Source organism: Roseomonas sp. SRI_022, assembly GCF_057586215.1.
Window position 1 is genome coordinate 38,881 of sequence record NZ_JBYCZL010000032.1, and the last position, 18,209, is coordinate 57,089.

At 69.1% G+C, this 18,209-nt stretch carries 19 protein-coding genes; 10 read left to right on the forward strand and 9 right to left on the reverse strand.

What is annotated here, in order from left to right; genetic code table 11:
- From AC2YHJ_RS23895 to AC2YHJ_RS23915, 5 genes are all read right to left on the reverse strand, one after another.
- Complete coding sequence (locus AC2YHJ_RS23895) at positions 1–2,226, reverse strand: type II and III secretion system protein family protein (protein WP_487398691.1); 2,226 nt, start codon at positions 2,224–2,226, stop codon at positions 1–3.
- Positions 2,223–3,089: a Flp pilus assembly protein CpaB gene (gene cpaB / locus AC2YHJ_RS23900; protein ID WP_487398692.1), complete on the reverse strand. Its 867-nt coding sequence runs from the start codon at positions 3,087–3,089 to the stop codon at positions 2,223–2,225. Before cpaB ends, AC2YHJ_RS23895 begins: the two co-directional genes overlap by 4 nt.
- 4 nt (positions 3,090–3,093) lie before the next feature.
- Positions 3,094–3,603 (reverse strand): A24 family peptidase, encoded by a 510-nt coding sequence (locus AC2YHJ_RS23905; protein ID WP_487398693.1) that lies wholly within the window; start codon positions 3,601–3,603, stop codon positions 3,094–3,096.
- A gap of 51 nt (positions 3,604–3,654) precedes the next feature.
- Entirely contained in the window at positions 3,655–3,864 is a 210-nt protein-coding gene (locus AC2YHJ_RS23910) for a hypothetical protein (RefSeq protein ID WP_487398694.1), read from the reverse strand.
- A gap of 194 nt (positions 3,865–4,058) precedes the next feature.
- Positions 4,059–4,259, reverse strand: a complete 201-nt coding sequence (locus AC2YHJ_RS23915) for a hypothetical protein (protein ID WP_487398695.1) — start codon at positions 4,257–4,259, stop codon at positions 4,059–4,061.
- 541 nt (positions 4,260–4,800) lie between these two features.
- Here AC2YHJ_RS23915 and AC2YHJ_RS23920 point away from each other — a divergent pair.
- From AC2YHJ_RS23920 to AC2YHJ_RS23935, 4 genes are read left to right on the forward strand one after another with little or no spacing between them, the layout of a single operon-like run.
- Positions 4,801–6,288, forward strand: a complete 1,488-nt coding sequence (locus AC2YHJ_RS23920; protein WP_487398696.1) for a pilus assembly protein TadG-related protein — start codon at positions 4,801–4,803, stop codon at positions 6,286–6,288.
- Positions 6,288–6,785 carry a TadE/TadG family type IV pilus assembly protein gene (locus AC2YHJ_RS23925; RefSeq protein ID WP_487398697.1) on the forward strand — a complete coding sequence of 166 codons (498 nt, stop codon included), beginning with the start codon at positions 6,288–6,290 and terminating at the stop codon, positions 6,783–6,785. Before AC2YHJ_RS23920 ends, AC2YHJ_RS23925 begins: the two co-directional genes overlap by 1 nt.
- The gene (locus tag AC2YHJ_RS23930; RefSeq protein ID WP_487398698.1) at positions 6,763–7,218 is read left to right on the forward strand and encodes a TadE/TadG family type IV pilus assembly protein; all 456 of its coding nucleotides are present in this window, start codon (positions 6,763–6,765) and stop codon (positions 7,216–7,218) included. Before AC2YHJ_RS23925 ends, AC2YHJ_RS23930 begins: the two co-directional genes overlap by 23 nt.
- 52 nt (positions 7,219–7,270) lie before the next feature.
- Entirely contained in the window at positions 7,271–8,233 is a 963-nt protein-coding gene (locus tag AC2YHJ_RS23935; protein WP_487398699.1) for an isocitrate lyase/PEP mutase family protein, read from the forward strand.
- Positions 8,234–8,383: 150 nt separating this feature from the next.
- Here the strand turns inward: AC2YHJ_RS23935 and AC2YHJ_RS23940 are convergent, their stop codons facing one another.
- Positions 8,384–9,355, reverse strand: a complete 972-nt coding sequence (locus AC2YHJ_RS23940; RefSeq protein ID WP_487398700.1) for a Bug family tripartite tricarboxylate transporter substrate binding protein — start codon at positions 9,353–9,355, stop codon at positions 8,384–8,386.
- 126 nt (positions 9,356–9,481) lie between these two features.
- Here AC2YHJ_RS23940 and leuC point away from each other — a divergent pair, with 126 nt between their 5' ends.
- The 6 genes from leuC (at position 9,482) to AC2YHJ_RS23970 (ending at position 15,528) form a co-directional block, all read left to right on the forward strand.
- Positions 9,482–10,885, forward strand: a complete 1,404-nt coding sequence (gene leuC / locus AC2YHJ_RS23945; protein WP_487398701.1) for a 3-isopropylmalate dehydratase large subunit — start codon at positions 9,482–9,484, stop codon at positions 10,883–10,885.
- A gap of 12 nt (positions 10,886–10,897) precedes the next feature.
- A complete protein-coding gene (gene leuD / locus AC2YHJ_RS23950) occupies positions 10,898–11,524 on the forward strand; it encodes a 3-isopropylmalate dehydratase small subunit (RefSeq protein WP_487398702.1) in 627 nt (208 codons plus the stop codon).
- Complete coding sequence (gene leuB / locus AC2YHJ_RS23955; RefSeq protein ID WP_487398703.1) at positions 11,521–12,618, forward strand: 3-isopropylmalate dehydrogenase; 1,098 nt, start codon at positions 11,521–11,523, stop codon at positions 12,616–12,618. The genes leuD and leuB overlap by 4 nt, the downstream gene beginning before the upstream one ends.
- 76 nt (positions 12,619–12,694) lie before the next feature.
- Positions 12,695–13,645, forward strand: a complete 951-nt coding sequence (locus AC2YHJ_RS23960) for a Bug family tripartite tricarboxylate transporter substrate binding protein (RefSeq protein ID WP_487398704.1) — start codon at positions 12,695–12,697, stop codon at positions 13,643–13,645.
- 3 nt (positions 13,646–13,648) lie between these two features.
- Positions 13,649–14,557: a sugar ABC transporter substrate-binding protein gene (locus AC2YHJ_RS23965; RefSeq protein ID WP_487398705.1), complete on the forward strand. Its 909-nt coding sequence runs from the start codon at positions 13,649–13,651 to the stop codon at positions 14,555–14,557.
- Positions 14,558–14,562: 5 nt separating this feature from the next.
- Positions 14,563–15,528: a Bug family tripartite tricarboxylate transporter substrate binding protein gene (locus tag AC2YHJ_RS23970; RefSeq protein ID WP_487398706.1), complete on the forward strand. Its 966-nt coding sequence runs from the start codon at positions 14,563–14,565 to the stop codon at positions 15,526–15,528.
- Between the two features lie 143 nt (positions 15,529–15,671).
- Here AC2YHJ_RS23970 and AC2YHJ_RS23975 read toward each other — a convergent pair whose 3' ends face one another.
- The 3 genes from AC2YHJ_RS23975 to AC2YHJ_RS23985 all read right to left on the reverse strand — a co-directional run.
- Positions 15,672–16,244, reverse strand: a complete 573-nt coding sequence (locus AC2YHJ_RS23975; RefSeq protein ID WP_487398707.1) for an NADPH-dependent FMN reductase — start codon at positions 16,242–16,244, stop codon at positions 15,672–15,674.
- 122 nt (positions 16,245–16,366) lie between these two features.
- Positions 16,367–17,923: an acyl-CoA carboxylase subunit beta gene (locus AC2YHJ_RS23980; RefSeq protein ID WP_487398708.1), complete on the reverse strand. Its 1,557-nt coding sequence runs from the start codon at positions 17,921–17,923 to the stop codon at positions 16,367–16,369.
- Between the two features lie 63 nt (positions 17,924–17,986).
- A partial coding sequence (locus AC2YHJ_RS23985; RefSeq protein ID WP_487398709.1) for a hypothetical protein occupies positions 17,987–18,209 on the reverse strand: 223 nt, incomplete at its 5' end.

The following is an 18,209-nucleotide window of genomic DNA, read 5'->3' on the forward strand; positions in this document are numbered from 1 at the left end:
TCACTCCACGATGAAGCCGGCCGCCGCGGGCGGACGGATCTGGCGATAGGGCGCGCCGGACCCTGTCTGGCGCCGCAGCAGCACGCGCTCGAGGTCAGTGGCCGGGCGGAAGGTGTCGAGCGGCGTCGCGAGCGCCGACGGATCCGAGACCGGCCGCACGAGATACGGCGTGATGATGATGACGAGCTCCGTCTCGTTCCGGCGGAACCGGTCGGAACGGAACAGCGCGCCGAGCACGGGAATGTCGCCCAGCCCCGTCACGCCGCTATTGTTGATCGAGGCATTGCGGCTGAGCAGGCCGGCGATGGCGAAACTCTGGCCGGAGCCAAGTTCGATCGTCGTCTCGGCGCGACGCACGGTCAGGCCGGGGATCGTGACGACACCGCCCGCGACCGGGAAGTTGATCGAACCCGTGTCGGTGAGTTCGCTCACCTCGGGGCGCACCCGCATGTTCAACCGTTCGGGCGAGAGCACTGTCGGTACGAAAGCCAAGCTGACGCCGAAGGGCTTGTATTCGACCGTAATGGTCGAGCTGTTGTTCGACGCCGCTGCCGGCACCGGGAACTCACCACCCGCGAGGAAGGAGGCGACTTCGCCCGACTGGGCCGTGAGGTTCGGTTCCGCCAGCACGGTGATCAGCCGGTCCTGCGCCAGCGCGTCGATCAGGCCGTTGATGTCGAAATTGCCGCTGTTGAAGCGCACGCCATAGGTGCCGCCGACCGAGGAGGTGCCGCCGCGCAGCGCATTAATGATGCCGCCCGCCACCGTGCCGGCAACGCCGCCGCCGGTGCGCAAGCCGAGCTGCCAGGTTCCGTCATTGAAGGCGCCGAGCCAGTTGAAGCCGAGATCCCGTGTCACCTCGCGCGAGATCTCGGCGACGCGCACGCGCAGGTTCACCTGGATGCCGGACAGCAGGGTGAGCTCGTTGATCACCTCGCGCGCTTCGCCAGCCATCGACTTGGCGATCGCTTCGGCGCGCTGGGCGTCCGCGGCGGTCGGCACCATACCTGTCAGCGCAAAGGCACCACGGCCGACCGCGGCTACCCGCACATTCTGGCCGCCGCGCACCATGCGGCGGATCATGCTCTGCACCTGGCCGGCCGAGACGGCCGGGACGGCGGCCACGGGCACGCCGGTCGCGGCGGCGGTCGCGCCGGTCGCCGCCACGGTGATGTCGAATTCAGCCACCAGCGACCCGTCTTCACGCGTCGCGATCAGATTGGTCCGCCCGGCATTCACGCCCATCACGAACAGGCTGGTCGGCGAGGCGGGCTGCACGCGCGCGATGCGCGGATCGGCCACCAGCACGGTCAGCGCGGGGCCCGGCAGTTCCACCAGACGGCCGGAGCCTTGCTCAAGCACCAGCGGGCGGGTCAGCGTGGCACCCGGGGCCGGCGCCACCACCTGGGGCACGCCCGGGATCTGCGGCGGCAGGGTTTGTGCCTGCGCCTGCGGCAGCAGGGAAATGCCCGGCGGCGCCTGCATCGGCACATTGAAGGGCGCGGCGGGACGCGGGCCGCCCTGCGGCAATGCCTGCGTGACCTGGACCACGGCGGGCGCCGGCGCCTGCACCTGAACGCCCTGCAGTACATCGGGCACCAAGGGTGCGGTCCGCGTTGCCTCGGGGCCCGGCGTGGTGCTGGCGAGCACGGCGCCACGCGCCACCGGACGCTCCGGCGCGGCGATGCGCGTTGCGGCGGCGAGGTCCGCCATCACTGCGGCGGTCGAGGGCGCAGGAGCCTCCGCGGCCGGCGCCTGCGCTGTGCGCAGCACGGGTGCCACGGCGGCAGCGGCGGGGGCCTCGGGGTCAAGGATATCCACCACCAGCTTCGGGCCGTGGTGGAAGTGGCGGAAGCGCGCGCCGTCGCGCGCCGAGATACGAATGGTATCGCCTTCCGTCGCGAGGCCCGTGACGTTGCGCGGCGTGGGCACCGAACCAAGCTGCGGCCGGCCCGGCGCGGCGAAGCGGATGACCAGACTATCGGCCCCGGCCACGGCCTCATACGAGGTGCGCACCGGCCAATCGAATACCACGCGGCCATAGCCCGGATGGCTGCCGACACGCACGCCGACCGCCGGCCCTTCCAGGGCGGCGGCCACGTTGTCTTGCGCCTGCGCGGAAACGCTCCCGGGCGCGACCATCAAAGGCAACGCCGCGACGGCGGCCAGCAGGACCATGCGGCCCGCTCGCGCGGACGCCAGCGTCGCCAAACGCGTATCCATCATCGGAACGTCACCTCCTGCTGCGAGCCGCCCTGTATGATACGCATGCGCGGCGCGGCTGGAGCCGGAGCCTGGGGACCGGACAAGGCCGAGGAGACGTCCGAACCGAACACCAGCGACGGGCGCGGTTCGGTCGCCTCGGGCACACCCTCGATCGAACGCACGACGAGGGAGATGCGGCCAAGCTGCATGGCAACCGCCAGGCGCTCGGCTTGCTCGGGGTTCACTTCAAGCGTCACGGTGCGCGCCACCACACGGGCGGTCGCAGCATCCGTTCCGCTGTGACTGATCTGCTGATCCACTGCAATCACCCGTACCGCAGACAGGATGGTCTCGCCGACAACGCGGCGTCCAGGCGATTCGGTCCCCTGCTGCTGCAGGTTCTGGGTCAGGATGAGGTCCACCTCGTCGCCCGGCCAGATCAGGCCGGAAGCGCCGGTCACGACGTCGACGCCGACCGAGATCGCGCGCGTGCCCGGCCGCAGCACGGCGGCAAGGAAGCCACGGTCGCGCGGGCGGAGGACGTCGGTGCGAATGATCGGCTGGTTCGGGTCGATGAAGCGGCGCAGCAGCGCGCCGCGCAACTCCGCGAGGGATTCCGCGCCGCCGACGAAGGCGCCCTCGGGCGCCGCATCGCCGGCGACCTCCATCTCGCGCATGTCGTCATCCTTCAGCAGCGTGCCGATGGACAGCGGACGGGCGGCGACCAGCATCCGGATCTTGGGCGCCGGCGCGACGGCGGGCGGCGCCTCGACCCGCGCGACCTGCTGCGGCTGGCCGGGTGGCTGGAGGAGTTGGAGCGCGAGGATCCCGAGGCCGGTGGCGCTCAGGACCAGGGAGAGGACGACGAGAAGCCGCAGGAACATCGGGTCAGATCCCCGTCTGGGTGTAGAGCACGATCAGTCCGCCGGCCGCGATGGCAACAGCGTAGGGCAATGGACCCCGGCGACGCACGCGCCACGCCTCAACGGCAAGCACGCGACGAAGAAGAGTCCCTCCGGCGACGACACGCGTCTCGGGAACGAGAACGCGGCCAATAATATAGGCAACGCCAAGCGCGCCACCCGCAAATACCGTCGCGACGATAAAGAGCCACGTCTCGTGGACACTGAGGCCCACGGCCATGGCGCTTATCAACTTGACGTCGCCGCCACCAAACCAGCCCCGCATTGCAAGCGGCAGAAGCACGACGAAGAGCAGAGCGGCGACAATGAGAGAGATGCCGGCATCGGCCCAACCGAGCATGAGACGGCTCACCAGGCCCGCGAGGGCGATCGCGATTGATACGCCATCAGGAATGAGCCGTGTGGCGATGTCACGCGCCGCGGCAAAGATCAGGAGAGGTGCCGCGACGACCTGGAACAAAAGCAGATCATGCATGCGCTCACGCATCCCAACAGTGGTGCGCCGCCCCCGCTAGCCTCGCTCGCCTTAGCGCGCGGCGGCGTTGAGCGAGGTTTGGCCGGCGAGCAGGGCGGAACTTGCGTACTGCATTGGCTCGACGAGCCTAAAGGCAACGACCGCGGCACCCACGACGATCACGACCCCGACGGCGAGAATGGCGTATTCGGCCGACGTCACGCCGCGCCTGTCATCAAGCCGCCCAGCGAACGCCTTCAGGACCTTTCCGAAGCCAGCCATCGATTCCATCCATTCCGGTTGCCGCCGCGCCTGCGGTTTGCCCTCGCATTCTCCATCAGTCGAACCGAAAGGGAATGCGCCAACGTGCAGCCTATACGACGGAGGACATCCGAAAACTCCAAACCGATCGCCCAGTCACTTGCCGCAAGACGGAATAGTTCTGGACGATCGGCTGGGGATTCAGACGACCTGGATCAGCGAGAAATCGAGCTCTGGGTCGCGGTGATCTGCGAACCGATGGCCGAGAAAGCGCTGTTCAGACCCGGCGCGAACGCCAGCACGGCGCCGCCGACGACGATGACCACGCCGACCGCGAGGATGGCGTACTCGGCAGCCGTCACGCCCTTGCGGTCGGAAGCAGCGCCACGGATGGAAGCCAGGAACTTGCGAATCATGTCGATCCCCTTCGATGCATCTCAAAAACGAGCCGTTTGCTGCACCATCCGCACCGAACCCGCTCGCCTGGGTTGCCGTGGTGCGGATGCGAAGCGGATCGCCCCATGAGGGAGTCAACCGCGACGGGACAACCAAAGCACTTTCGTTAACGAAAGGTCAACGCCAAAAAATGAGATGGTGGGTTTATTTTTTGTGGATCTACCGTCGCAATCTCGTGATGACGCCCTTGATGCGCGCTTTAACGATGTGATAATGCTCCGATTCGGTGATCTGAATTCGTTTGATGCAGCTTCTGATTGTAAATTCAGGGTGGCATTGTCGCATTCGGCCAAAATGATCCGCGTTCCTAAAAATCCGGACAAACATCATGCCAAGGGATGATCGTGCCCGCTAACTAACGGTTGCGCACACTCACTTGTGAGTTATATCTCAGCAGTGAATACACTAACATTTTCGTGTTCGTCACTGGCACCGCCCTGCGGGGGATAAGCATCCATGCCCACGGCCGTACACGCCTCGTACCTGCCTCGAAAGCCTGTGATGGCTAGCGTTCGCTCGCGCAGGGGCGCGATCAGCATCGCCTTTGCGGTCGGGTCCACTGCCCTGCTTGGCATGGGCGCACTTGCGACCGAAGCCGGCATATGGCTCTCCTCTCGCAGGAACGCGCAGAACGCGGCGGACGTCGCGGCGTATGTCGGCGCAGTCCGATTGTCCCTCAGTGGCAGTTCGGAGGCCACTGCCGCCGCCAGCCAGGTGGTCAGCCGCAACGGCTTCACCGACACCGGCGCCCTTACCGCTGCGGGCGATACGCGCGTGACAATCGACATCGGGTTCGTGACGCCGGCCGCGTCGCCCGGCGGCGCCGTCGGCAACTTCGTTACGCCGGCCCCCAATGGGTCGAGCGCCAATGCGGTCCGGGTCCAGGTCCGGCAGGTCCAGCGCATCGGTCTGGCGCAATTGATCAACCGAACCGCGCCGATTGCCTGGGGCGGCGCCGTCGCGACCATTGAGGCGGGCGGGCCGGCCTGCACGCTTTCCATTCCGCCGCCGGATCCCTCTCAACAGGTAGCCGGTCACACAAACGTCGCCGGCAGCACGACCGTCAACGCACCGAACTGCCTCATCGCGTCGAACTTTCCCGGCCGGAAGTCCATCAACGTCCAGGGCAGCGCCGTGAATTCCGTGACGGCCGCGGGGCTGCGGGCGGCGGGCCAGTGCTACAACTGCGAAGACGTGCCGTCGGCGAACCTTCCGGGCGGTTATGTCAGCGGCGCGCCGAAGCTGGATAATCCTTATGCCAGGTTGGACGACGACACGTACAACCCGCTCCTGCGGCGGAATGCCAACAACGGAAACCTGGTGGAGAACTTCAACCGCTCCGCCCCGACGCGCCGGACGGTCAACGGCCGGACGGAAATCACCCTGCCCGTCATGACCTCCACGAGCAGTGGCAGGCCTGTCGCCACGGACGCAGGGGGAAATGGCGTCCTGCAGATCGGCACGAACGAGACGCTCGTGCTGACGCCAGGAACCTATTATTTCTACGAGACGTCGATCCAGATGTCCGCGGGCACGGCAATGATCGAATGCCGCGGCTGTTCGCGGGGCGGGCCAGGCGTGACCTTGGTCTTCACCGGCAACAATGCGAACAAGGTCGGCGGCATGGACATCACGGGCGGCCAGTTCACGCTGATCGCACCCGGCCCTAACCAGGGCACCCCGTCCGTCTACGACGGCATCGTTATCTACCGGGACAATTTCGGGGGTACCGCGAACCAAAACGTCTTCAACATCCGGGGCAACACCGGCGCGGCCACCAATGACACGCTGTTCGGCGGCATCTATTCCCCGACAGGCGGCTTCTCATTCGAAGGAACCCCGAGCGTGAACATGACCACCGACCCGACCTGCGTGGCTATCGTGGCGGCGGAGATCACCTTCACCGGCAATTCCACCGCGAATATCGACGCGTGCAAGGCGAACGGCACGAAGGTAGCGCAGGTGAACTATGTGAGGCTCGTACAGTGATGACGCGCCGCATCGTGCATGGTCGAGACCGCGGCGTCGCGGCACTCGAATTCGCGGTCGTGATGCCCGTCGTGCTCCTGATCATGCTGGGCATTGCCGACTACGGGAATGCGCTGCAGCAGTCCCTGCGCCTTGAGACCGCGGCGCGGGCAGGTGCCCAGGTCGCCATGACCCAGCCTGGCGACACGAGGACCACCGCCAATGACCCCAGCGCTGCGCTGGTAAGGACCGCGGTGCTGAACAGCCTGGCCGGTTGGCCGGTGGCGCCGAGTTGCACGAATGGCGCGGGCGCCGGTGTCTGCGTCACTTATGTTTCCTGGTGCCAGTGCCCCGGTACGGTGTCGACAGCAAACGGGTATGACTGCAGCGCCGACACCCCGCCATGCGACGAAACGTCGCAGCGCTTCGCCTCGGTTTCCGTCACGCGCAATTATACGCCCCTCCTGCTCGTCCCAATCAGGACGCTCCGCGGCAATGTCGAAGTTCGCACACGCTAGACGCCGGCCCTGCGTGGGTCGCCGTGGCGTCGCGTCGCTGGAGTTTGCTGTCATCGGCGGCGTCTTCTTCTTTGTCCTTCTCGCAGCGATCGATGTTGGCCGTTACTACATGGCGGTCCAGGGCGTGAGGAACTTCGCGGCGGATGCCGAGCGCTACGGCATCGTCAACATGTCCACGACCGGAACGGCAACTCAGACCGCGACCTGTGCCCAGGTGGTGGCGGCGATCGGCCGTGGCGGCGCCGTTGGCGGCCTTGTGAGCACAAGCCCGGGCGCGTGCGTAACCCGTCAGCAGACAACCACGGGCGGTGGCGCGGTCTTCCGCGTGACGGTGACCGTCACCATCGACGTCACGTTCAACTTCGTGATCAATGCTTTCGGCATTGGCAGACCACGCATCGTGGAATCGACCAGCCTCACCTATCTGTTGTAGCGATAGGCAGGCGCGCCGATCAGGCGCCAGTGCAATCCAGGAGGAGACAGCCATGCGCCTCGGACAGGGGGAACCCGCCCGCCCCACGACGCGCCTGCGCGCGCTGATCGACACTCATCGCCCACTGGTCGTGCCTGGCTGCTTCAACGCCATGTCGGCCCGCATCCTCGAACATGCGGGATTTCCGGCGGTCTACATGTCGGGCTACGGCACCTCGCTGAACCTGCTCGGCCTGCCCGATGCGGGGCTCGTGACGCTGACCGAGATGGCGCTGAATGCCCGGCTGATCGCCGCGGCCGTGAAGGTGCCGCTGATCGCCGATGCGGATACCGGCTTCGGCAATGCCATCAACGTCGTGCGCACGGTCGAGGAATACATCCGCTCCGGCGTCGCCGGCCTGCATCTGGAAGACCAGGTCGCGCCCAAGCGCTGCGGGCATGTCGCCGGGCGGGAAGTGATCGCGCGCGACGAGGCGGTGCTGAAGATCCGCGCCGCCGCGCGCACGCGTGATGCGCTTGATCGCGATTTCGTCATCATCGCCCGCACCGATGCGCGTGGCGCGCATGGTGGCTCGCTCGATGAGGCGATTACCCGTGCCAATGCCTTCATCGAGGCGGGTGCCGACCTCGCCTTCGTCGAGGGCCCCAAGGATGTCGAGGAAGTCGCGCGGATCGGGCGCGAGGTGAAGGGCCCGGTCTTCTACAACATGACCGGCATCTCCCCGCGCCTGTCGGCCGAGGAGATGGCCGCGCTCGGCATCCGGGTCTGCATCCTGCCGGGTGCGGCGATGCGCGCGACGATCATGGCGATCCATGACTTCGCCACGGCGCTGAAGCAGGACGGCCCGATGGCCGAAGCCGCCTATGACGCGCGCTTCAAGCAGCACCCGATGGGCAACCTGCACGGCTTCGCCGGCTTCGACCGCATCCGCGAGATGGAGGCGGAGTTCCTGACCGAGGACGCCGCGCGAAAATACGAAGGCGGCCTCGGCTACGCGCCGAAGGCGGCGGAGTAAACTCCGCCGCCTTCGGAGTCTTGATTTCGTCCCTCAGACGGCGGGCGCCAGCCGTCCGGCCGGCTTGCCTTCGCGCCACGCACTGTTGCGTTGGGGATCACTGGTGGTCCGGGCGCGGTCGCAGCGTGCGTCTGATCCTCGCCCGAAGCCCTATCCGACGCGCAGCCCCGTCGCGGCGACGATCCGCCGCGCCGTCTCCCGGTCGCGGCGGATGACCGCGGCGAAGGCCACCGGGTCCGATTCGACCGGATCGGCGCCCGCCGCTTCCAGCCGCCGCCGCACATCGGCATCGGCCAGCGTCGAGCGCAACACCTCCGCAAAGCGCAGCATCGCTGGCTCCGGCGATCCCGCCGGCGCGAACACCCCGGTCCAGGACGACATGTCGTAGCCGGGATAGGTCTCCGCGATCACCGGAATCTGCGGCAGTGAGGCCTGGCGGCGGCCCGCCGTACTGGCGATCAGCGTCGCGCCGCGTTCCACCGCCGGGCGCAGGCTGGAATAGGAGATGATGCCCGCATCGATCCGCCCACCCGCCAGTTCGCGGGCGACATCCGCCCCGCCGCGGAAAGGCACGTGCTCCAGCCGGATGCCGGCGGCCATTTGCAGCGCCTCGCCCATGAAATGGCCGATATGGGCGACACCCGGGGTCCCGTAGGTGACCTCGCCGGGGCGGCGTTTCGCCTCGGCGACGAAGCCCGCCAGGTCCTGCGCCGGGAAGCCCGCGCGGATGCCGATGATGTAGGGCTGCGTCGTCACCTGCACGACCGGAACGAATGCCGCGGCATAGTCGAAGGGCAGGTCGCGGCGCACCTCGGGCAGCGTGGCGAAGGTCGCGCCTTCGAACAGCAGCGTGTTGCCGTCCGGTGCCGATTGCGCGACGGCCGCCGCGCCGATCGCGCCCGACGCACCGGTGCGGTTGTCGATCACGAAGGACTGGCCGAGATGCTCCGCCACGCGCGGCTGCAGGATGCGCGCGATGGTGTCCGCCACCCCGCCCGCGCTGTAGGGCACGATGAAGCGCACCGGGCGGTCCGGCCAGGACGCCTGCGCGTGGGCGCGAAGCGACAGCGCCGGTGCCGCCAGCAGGCCCAGTGCGATGTTCCGGCGACCGATCCGCGCCATGGCATGTTCCTTCCCACCCGGCGGGCGCTTGACCGCGCCCGTCCCGCGCGGCGTGATGCCCGCCGCTGCGCCGCGGCACGGTCCCGCGCCGGCCAGGCAGCGTCAAGGCTGGGAAGGAAGCGCCGGATGCCGGCAACATTGTTCGACAAGATCTGGGATCCGCATGTCGTCGCCGATCTCGGCGCCGGCTGGTCGCTGCTCTACTGCGACCGAGTCCTGGTGCATGACCTCTCGGGCGGCCGGGCACTGCAGGAAGTAGGGGAGGCAGGCTACAACGTCGCCCGCCCCGACCTGGTCTTCGCCACGCCGGACCATGCCGTTTCCTCCGCCCCGGGACGCACCTCGGAGACCTTCCCGACCGGCGCGCGGCTGCTCGCGGGCCTGCGCAAGCGAGCAGCGGAAACCGGCGTGCGGCTGTTCGACCTCGGGCAGGACGGCAACGGCATCGTGCATGTGATGGGCCCGGAGCTCGGCATCGTGCTGCCGGGTGCCACGCTGGTCTGCGGCGACAGTCACACCTGCACCAATGGCGGCGTCGGCGCGCTCGCCTTCGGCATCGGCGCGTCGGAACTGCGCCACGTGCTCGCGACGCAGACGCTGCCGCAGCGCAAGCCGAAGCGCATGCGCATCCGCTTCGAGGGCACCGCCCCGCCGGGTGTGACGCCGAAGGACATGATCCTGGCCGCGATAGGCCGCTTCGGTGCCGCAGCCGGCACGGGATATGCCGTCGAATATGCGGGATCCGCGGTGCGCGCGCTGTCGGTCGAAGGCCGGCTGACGCTGTGCAACCTGTCGATCGAGATGGGTGCCAAGATCGGCATGGTCGCGCCCGATGAGACGACCTTCGAATGGCTGAAGGGCCGCGACTTCGCGCCGAAGGGCGCGTCCTGGGATGCGGCGGTGGCCGCGTGGCGCGACCTGCCGACCGATGACGGCGCGGTGTTCGACCGCGACCTGCTGATCGACATGCGCGACATCGTCCCGCAGATCACCTGGGGCACCAGCCCCGAGCAGGTGCTGCCCGTCACCGGCATGGTGCCCGACCCGGCGAACGCGCCCGATGCGGAGAAGCGCGGCGCCTGGGAAGCGGCCCTCGCCTATATGGGCCTGACGCCGGGCGCGCCGATCATCGGCACGAAGGTCGATTGGGTCTTCATCGGATCCTGCACCAATTCGCGCATCGAGGATCTGCGCGCCGCCGCCGCGATCCTGCGCGGCCGCCATGTCGCCCCGCATGTCACCGCCTGGGTGGTGCCGGGGTCCGAACGCGTGAAGCACGAAGCCGAAGCCGAGGGCCTCGACGCCGCCTTCCGTGAGGCCGGCTTCGAATGGCGTGAGCCCGGCTGCGCGCTCTGCGTCGCCGCGAATGGGGAGGCGGTGCCGCCCGGCGCGCGCTGCGTCTCCACCTCCAACCGCAACTTCGTCGGGCGGCAGGGCACGGGGGCGCGGACGCACCTCGCCTCCCCGGCCATGGCGGCGGCGGCGGCGGTGGCCGGTGCCATCGCCGATGTGCGGCACTTCGCGGCGTAGGGGGACCGACCGATGCAGAAATTCACCAAGGTCGCCGGCCCCGCAGCGCCGATGCTCCGCGCGAATGTGGACACCGACGTCATCATCCCGATCCAGCGCCTGGTCGGCACGGGCCGCGAGGGTCTCGGCCCCTATGCCTTCGAGCGCCTGCGCTACGCCAAGGACGGGTCGGACAACCCCGATTTTGTGCTGAACCTGCCGCAATACCGCGACAGCCCGATCCTGCTGGCGGGCCCGAACTTCGGCTGCGGATCGTCGCGCGAGGGCGCCGTCTGGGCCTTGATGGGCATGGGCTTCCGCGCCGTGCTGGCGCCCTCCTTCGGCGACATCTTCTTCAACAACTGCTTCCAGAACGGCATGCTGCCCATCGTGATGCCGGAGGAAGCGATCGCCCGCATCGCCGCCGAGACCGAGGCCGCGCAGGGTGCTCGCCACACCTCCGTCGATCTCGCCCGGCAGGTCGTCGTCACGCCGGAGGGTGCCGAGATCCCCTTCGCCGTCGATGCGCGGAAGAAGGAGGCGCTGCTCGAAGGCCTCGACGACATCGCGCTGACGCTGCGCTTCAAGGACCTCATCGACGGCTGGTATGCTGCCGACCGCGCCGCCCGCCCATGGAATTGGGAGAGTGTCGAGAAATGACCCTCAACATCGTCGTCCTGCCCGGCGACGGCATCGGGCCCGAGGTCACCGACGAAGCGGTTCGCGTGCTCGAATGGTTCGCGCAGAAGCGCGGCATTCCGCTGCGCATGGAACGCCGCCTGTTCGGTTCCGCTGCCTGGGCCGCGCAGGGCACCACCATGCCCGACGCCACCTGGGATGCGATCCTCGCCGCCGACGCGCTGCTGTTCGGCGCGACCGGCAGCCTCGACCAGAAGCACATCCCGGCGGAGGAACGCAGCAAGGGATCGCTGCTGCGCATGCGCAAGGCGCTCGACGTCTTCGCCAACCTCCGCCCGGTGAAGGCGCAGCCGGCGCTGGCCGAGGTCTCCCCCTACAAGCCCCGCACCGTGGCCGGGGCCGACCTGGTCTTCGTGCGGGAACTGACGGCGGGTGTCTATTTCGGCACGCCGCGTGGCATCCAGACGCTGCCGGACGGGACGCGCTGGGGCCTCAACACCCATGCCTACACGGAAGGCGAGATCGCCCGCGCCGCGCGCTTCGCCTTCGGCCTCGCCCGCACGCGGCGCGGCCACGTCACCTCGGTGGACAAGGCAAATGTGATGGAGGCGGGCGCGCTGTGGCGGGAAGTCGTGACCGCCGTGCACGCCAAGGAATTCCCCGACATCACGCTCGAGCACATGCTCGCCGACAATTGCGCGCTGCAGCTCGGCCGCGCGCCGACGCGCTTCGATGTCATCGTCACCGACAACCTGTTCGGCGACATCCTGTCGGATTGTGCCGGCGCGGTGAATGGCAGTCTCGGCATGCTGCCCTCCGCCGCGCTGTCGGACCCCGGCCCGGACGGCAAGCGACGCGCGCTGTACGAACCGATCCACGGTTCGGCGCCCGACATCGCCGGCAAGGGCATCGCCAATCCGCTCGGCGCGATCCTGTCGGCGGCGATGCTGCTGCGCTGGACCGCCGGCGCGCCCGAGGAGGCGACGATGCTGGAGCGCGCGGTCGAGACAGCGCTCGCAGGCGGCGCCCGCACGGCGGACATCGCCCTGCCTGGGGAGCCGGTGTTGTCCACCCGTGCGATGGCCGATGCGGTGATGGCGGCGCTGGACGGCTGAAGCCGGCGCGGGCGCCCCCCTTCGCAAGGCGCGTCCGCCTGTCCTACCGTTGCGCCAACCAACGGGAGGAAACCACATGCGTCGCCTGCTGCTCGCCGCTGCCCTGTCGCTCGCCGCCCTGCCCGCCCTCGCCCAGGACCGCACCATCCGCGTCATCTCCGGCTTCGCCGCCGGCGGTGCGGGCGACCTGATGGCGCGGCTGATCGCCGAATACGTCCCGCCCCAGATGGGCGCGCGCGGCGTGATGGAAAACCGCACCGGCGCGAACGGGCTGATCGGAGCGGAGGTCGTCGCGCGATCCGCGCCGGATGGCATGACCGTGCTGCAATGCCCGATGGGCAGCATGACCATCACGCCCAACCTGCCCGGCGCCGCCCTGCCCGTGGATCCACGCACGGAGATGACGGGCGTCGCCAATGTCGCACTCTCGACCTATGCGCTCGTCGTCGCGGCGCGCGGGCCGCACCAGGACACGGCCGGGCTGATCGCGGCGGCGCGGGCGCGGCCGGGCGGGCTGACCTATGCCTCGGCGGGCGTCGGGTCCGCGCAGCATCTTTCGGTGGAACTGCTCAAGGCGCGCGCCGGGCTCGACATCGTCCATGTGCCCTATCGCGGGGCGGCGATCGCCATCGTCGATATCCTCGGCGGGCGGACCGACTTCATGATCACCAATCTCGGCGACGTCATGCGCCAGATCACCGGCGGCGAGCTGCGCCTGCTCGCCATGGGCGACGATGCCGGGTCGCCGCTGTTCCCGAATGCGCGGCCGATCTCGGCCGCCGTGCCCGGCCTGCAGATGGCCGGCTGGTTCGGCATCTGCGGCCCGAAGGGGATGAGCGAGGAAAGCCTCGCCCGCTGGTCCGAGGCGACGCGCAAGGCGCTGGAGAACCCGACCTTCCGCGAGCGCCTTCTCGCCAACGGCCTGACGCCGAATTTCGAGGATACCCGCACCTTCAACGCCCGCATCGCGAACGACCTGCGGTCCTGGGGCGAGGTGATCCGCACCACCGGCATCCGGGGCGACTGAGGCATGGCGATCCGCCTCGCCGCCTTCACCAAGAACGGGGTCAATCCGAACTACCAGGCCTTCCTGCTCGGCGTGGAGCGCGCCGCGGCGGCGGAAGGTGCCACCGCGACGCGGCACCATCCGGCGACGCCCGACGATGCCGCCGAGCAGATCGCGCTGCTGCGCGCCGTCGTCGCCGAGCGTCCCGACGCCATCATCTTCGCCCCGGCCGATGATGCCGCGCTGGAAGTACCGGTCGCCGAGGCCATCGCGCGCGGCATTCCCTTCATCGGCTTCGTCAACCGCATGAAGGGCGATTTCGTCACCTTCATCGGCGCCGATGACGTGGCGATGGGCCGCGCGGCGGTCGGCGCCATGGCCGAAGCGCTGCACGGCGTGGGCGATGTGGTGCTGGTCGAGGGCCCCGACAGCGCGCCGACCAGCCGCGACCGCGGGCGCGGCTTCCGCGCCGCACTCGCCGCCCATCCCGGCCTGCGCCTGCTCGACACCGCGCCGGGACGCTACCTGCGTGAACCGGGGCGCGAGGCGATGGTGGGGCTGCTCGCACAGCATCCGCGTATCGACGGGGTGATCTGCACCAATGACCTGATGGCGCTCGGCGCGCTGGATGCGCTGGACGCGGCGGGGCGGCGCACGCTTGTCACCGGCATGAACGGCATCATCGCCGCGGCGCAGGCGATCGATGCCGGGCGACTGCTCGCCAGCATCGACTATGACGGGCTGAAGATGGGGGCCGCCGCCGCCATGGCCGCGCTGCGCCACCTGCGCGGCGAACCCGTGCCGCCCACCATCCTGCTGCCCGCGCAGGTGATCCATCGCGGCAATCACCATCCGTGGCTGGTGCCGGTCGAAAGCCGCCCCCTGCCCCGCTGGGACGACATCGTCCCGCCAAGCAGCAACGAACGGGAGTGACACGCATGGAGATGACCCGACGCGCCCTCGGCGCAGCGCTTTCCGCCGGGCCTGCCACGCCGGCCTTCGCGCAAGGCGCGACCTGGCCGACCCGCCCCGTGCGGCTGATCAGCCCCTTCGCCCCCGGCGGCCCGCAGGACGTGCCGGCGCGGTATTTCGTGGACTACCTGACGCCGCGGCTCGGCCAGCCCGTCGTCTATGACAGCCGGGCCGGCGCGGGCGGCCAGGTCGGCATGCAGCATGTCGCGACCGCGACGGATGGCCACACCTTCCTCATCACGTCGAATTCCGTGGCGACGCTGCCGGCGCTGAAGCGCGACCTCGGCTTCGATCCCTTCACCGACCTGCTGCCGGTGACGATCGTGACCGAGGCGCCGCTCGTCTATTGCGTGCGCGCCAATGGCCCGGCCGACCTGCCGGCCTTCCTGTCGCGCGCGAAGGAAGCGCCTGGGCGGGTTTCGGTCGGCAGTTCGGGGATCGGCTCGGCGACGCATCTCGCCTCCGCCCTGCTGATGCAGAAGGCGGGGATCGAGCTGCTGCACGTGCCCTATCGCGGCGCCGGGCTCATCATGACCGCGCTGCTGGCCGGGGAGATCGACGCCTTCGTCGGCGACCTGTCGCTCGCGCTGGAACACATCCGCGCGGGGACGATCCGCCCGGTCGGCGTCACCACCGCGACCCGCGCGCCACTGCTGCCGAATACGCCGGCGATCGGGGAGGTCGTGTCGGGCTACGCCGTGCCCTTCTGGTTCGGGCTGTTCGCGGCGAAGCAGACAACACCCGAGGCGCTGCGGCGGATGAACGCGGAACTGGCGCCGCTCGCGGCCCCCGACAGCGAATTGTCGCGGCGGATGGCCGAGCGCGGGTCGCTGCTGGTGCTGTCCGGGCCGGATCCCCTGGCGGCGCGGCTGCGCAGTGAGGTGGCGCAGTGGCGTGAGGTGGTGCGCGTCGCGGGGATCACGATGGAATGAGGGCGCGCAGCGGCCGGGGCACCGCCCCCGGACGCCGCCAGCGTTGCTTGAGCCTCCCTTCCGGACACCAGTAGTGGGAGACTGATCCGGCCATCTTCCCGTGCCGCGCGGCGTTCAAGCCGGTGGCCTTCATCCCGGACGTATCAGGTCCCGCGCGGAAGCACCTGCATGACCCGCGCGATGAAGGCGCCGAAGGCCTCCATGTATTGGCGGAGGAACTGCTCGGTCGATTCCACCGTCACCTCCCCGTCGTCGGTGATCAGGCCGGGTGTGAAGTGGATATAGGCTTCCGGCGCATTCATCTGCGGCGAATTGCAGAAGCTGAGCACGCTGCGGAGACTCTGCTGTGCCACGGCAGTGCCGATCGAACCGGGCGAGGTCCCGATCACCGCCGAGGGCTTCCGCGCGAAGGAATTCGTCCCGTAGGGCCGGCTCGCCCAGTCGATGGCGTTCTTGAGGCCGCCGGGGATCGACCGGTTGTATTCCGGCGTCACGAAGAGGACGGCGTCCACCGCCGCGATGGCGGCCTTGAAGGTCTTGGCGACGGGCGGGAAGTCGGCATCGTAGTCGTAGCTATAGAGCGGCAGGTCCTTGAACGGGATCTCCGACATCTCGAGATCCGCCGGCGCCAGCCTCACCAGCGCCCTGGCGAGTTTCCGGTTGATCGATCCCTTGGCGAGGCTGCCGATGAGATAGCCAACCTTGTGGGTGGTCATGTCGCCCATCCTCCATGTCGCACGCGGTCACCGGCCCGACAGCCCCGGAAGAGCGCGGCACTATGCACCTCGCGAACCGAACCCGCACGGATCGAATGACGGCGGTTGCGGATGGGCGGCCCTCACGGCCGCATGGTGAACGCCGCCATCCCCGGCGCTCGCAGCGGATCCGCGAGCCGCGCGAATTCGCACAGCAGGCGCCGTGACTCCCGCGGGTCGATGATCTCCTCGACCCAGAAGGCCTCCGCCGTGCGGAACGGCGAGCGTAGCTTCTGCAGCCTCTCCTCGATCTCGGCGACCTTGGCGTCGCGGTCCTCGGCGGCCGAGACCTCCGCCGCATAGGCCGCCTCGACCCCGCCTTCCAACGGCAGCGAACCCCAGCGTGCCGAAGGCCATGCATACCGGATCGAGTACCGCCCCGCCGGCTGATGCACCACGCCCGCCACCCCGAAGGCGTTGCGCATGATGATGGTGCACCAGGGTTGGCGGCACTGGTTCACCGCCGCCATGGCCCGCACGCCCCAACGGATCGTCGCGGTCTTCTCCGCATCCAGCCCCACGGCGAAGCCGGGGCAGTCCATCAGGTAGACGACCGGCAGGTGGAAGGTCTCGGCCAGGTCGACGAAGCGGACGATCTTCTGGCAGGCATCGGCCGTCCAGGACCCGCCATGGAAGACAGGGTCCGAGGCCAGCACGGCGACCGCCCGCCCATCCAGCCGCGCGAAGGCGGTGATGATGGACCGGCCGAACCACTTGCCCATCTCGAAGAAGCTGCCCTTGTCGAACAGCGTCTCGATCACCGGGCGCACCTTGTACGCCTTCCGCGGATCGCGCGGGATGGCGGTGAGCCATTTCTCCTCCCGCCGGTCCACCGGGTCCCGGTTGCGGATCGCCGCCGACACTTCGTGCACCGAGGACGGCAGGTAGGACAGGAAACGCCGCGCGGCGGCGAAGGCATCCGCCTCCGTCTCCACCGCGTCATCGACGCCGCCGGCCTTGCACTGGATTTCCCAGCCGCCGAGGTCGCGCTTCTCCAGCTTTTCCCCCAGCCGCGCGACCACCGGCGGCCCGGCGACGAACATCGCCGAGGACTTCGTCATCACCGAGTAATGAGCCGCCGCCAGCCGCGCCGCGCCCAACCCCGCGACGGAGCCGAGCCCGAGCGTGACGACCGGCACCAAGCCCATGTTCGCGGTGGTCTGGTAGTAGAGCTGCGTGCCGCCGACCCCGCCCGGCAGGTTGGCGCGCCCTGTCGTCTCGATCGTCTTGACCGACCCGCCGCCGCCCGAACCCTCGATCATGCGGATGATCGGCAGGCGGAGTTCGGCGGCCATGCGCTCGGCCATGATCGGCTTCTCGCGGATCGTCGCATCCGCGCTGCCGCCACGCACGGTGAAGTCGTCGCCGACCACCACCACGGGCCGGCCATCGACCATGGCGCGGCCCATCACGCAGTTGGACGGCGTGAAGGATTCCAGGTCGCCCTTCGCATCGTATTCCGCGCGGCCCGCGATGGCGCCGGCCTCGTGGAAGGTGCCGCGATCGACCAGCGCCTCGACGCGTTCGCGCACCGTCAGCCGGCCGCCGTCGTGCTGGCGCTTGACCTTGTCCGGCCCGCCCATCTCGCGGGCCATGGCCTCGCGGCGGCGCAGTTCGTCGAGTTCGGCAGTCCAGTTCATCGGCACTCGGTTCCCGTCCCTGCGCCGAGTGTCATGCCGCGCGTCGCGCGCGACAAGCCGAGGTCAGGGTGCGACGACCTCGCTGCGCCGGAACCACAGCGTCAGCGGGCCGCCATTGGTCATGCGCAGCCGCACGACGTCGCCCTCCACCGCCTCAGCCACCCATTCATTGACGCGGAAGGTGGTCCGGCAGCCGCCCGAGGCCCGCGCTTCCGCCAGCAACCGCGGCGCGCCCTCCGCACCCTGGTTCAGCACGGCGAGGGTGGCACGGTCCGCGCAACCGACC

Excerpts from the sequence above, each read along its gene's own strand:
- AC2YHJ_RS23910 (WP_487398694.1), bottom strand. The coding sequence starts at position 3,864 with ATGGCTGGCTTCGGAAAGGTCCTGAAGGCGTTCGCTGGGCGGCTTGAT.
- AC2YHJ_RS23920 (WP_487398696.1), top strand. The coding sequence starts at position 4,801 with ATGGCTAGCGTTCGCTCGCGCAGGGGCGCGATCAGCATCGCCTTTGCG.
- AC2YHJ_RS23975 (WP_487398707.1), bottom strand. The coding sequence starts at position 16,244 with ATGACCACCCACAAGGTTGGCTATCTCATCGGCAGCCTCGCCAAGGGA.
- AC2YHJ_RS23970 (WP_487398706.1), top strand. The coding sequence starts at position 14,563 with ATGGAGATGACCCGACGCGCCCTCGGCGCAGCGCTTTCCGCCGGGCCT.
- AC2YHJ_RS23930 (WP_487398698.1), top strand. The coding sequence starts at position 6,763 with ATGTCGAAGTTCGCACACGCTAGACGCCGGCCCTGCGTGGGTCGCCGT.
- AC2YHJ_RS23895 (WP_487398691.1), bottom strand. The coding sequence starts at position 2,226 with ATGATGGATACGCGTTTGGCGACGCTGGCGTCCGCGCGAGCGGGCCGC.
- AC2YHJ_RS23965 (WP_487398705.1), top strand. The coding sequence starts at position 13,649 with ATGGCGATCCGCCTCGCCGCCTTCACCAAGAACGGGGTCAATCCGAAC.
- AC2YHJ_RS23935 (WP_487398699.1), top strand. The coding sequence starts at position 7,271 with ATGCGCCTCGGACAGGGGGAACCCGCCCGCCCCACGACGCGCCTGCGC.
- leuC (WP_487398701.1), top strand. The coding sequence starts at position 9,482 with ATGCCGGCAACATTGTTCGACAAGATCTGGGATCCGCATGTCGTCGCC.
- AC2YHJ_RS23905 (WP_487398693.1), bottom strand. The coding sequence starts at position 3,603 with ATGCATGATCTGCTTTTGTTCCAGGTCGTCGCGGCACCTCTCCTGATC.
- leuB (WP_487398703.1), top strand. The coding sequence starts at position 11,521 with ATGACCCTCAACATCGTCGTCCTGCCCGGCGACGGCATCGGGCCCGAG.
- AC2YHJ_RS23940 (WP_487398700.1), bottom strand. The coding sequence starts at position 9,355 with ATGGCGCGGATCGGTCGCCGGAACATCGCACTGGGCCTGCTGGCGGCA.
- AC2YHJ_RS23960 (WP_487398704.1), top strand. The coding sequence starts at position 12,695 with ATGCGTCGCCTGCTGCTCGCCGCTGCCCTGTCGCTCGCCGCCCTGCCC.
- AC2YHJ_RS23980 (WP_487398708.1), bottom strand. The coding sequence starts at position 17,923 with ATGAACTGGACTGCCGAACTCGACGAACTGCGCCGCCGCGAGGCCATG.
- AC2YHJ_RS23915 (WP_487398695.1), bottom strand. The coding sequence starts at position 4,259 with ATGATTCGCAAGTTCCTGGCTTCCATCCGTGGCGCTGCTTCCGACCGC.
- cpaB (WP_487398692.1), bottom strand. The coding sequence starts at position 3,089 with ATGTTCCTGCGGCTTCTCGTCGTCCTCTCCCTGGTCCTGAGCGCCACC.
- leuD (WP_487398702.1), top strand. The coding sequence starts at position 10,898 with ATGCAGAAATTCACCAAGGTCGCCGGCCCCGCAGCGCCGATGCTCCGC.
- AC2YHJ_RS23925 (WP_487398697.1), top strand. The coding sequence starts at position 6,288 with ATGACGCGCCGCATCGTGCATGGTCGAGACCGCGGCGTCGCGGCACTC.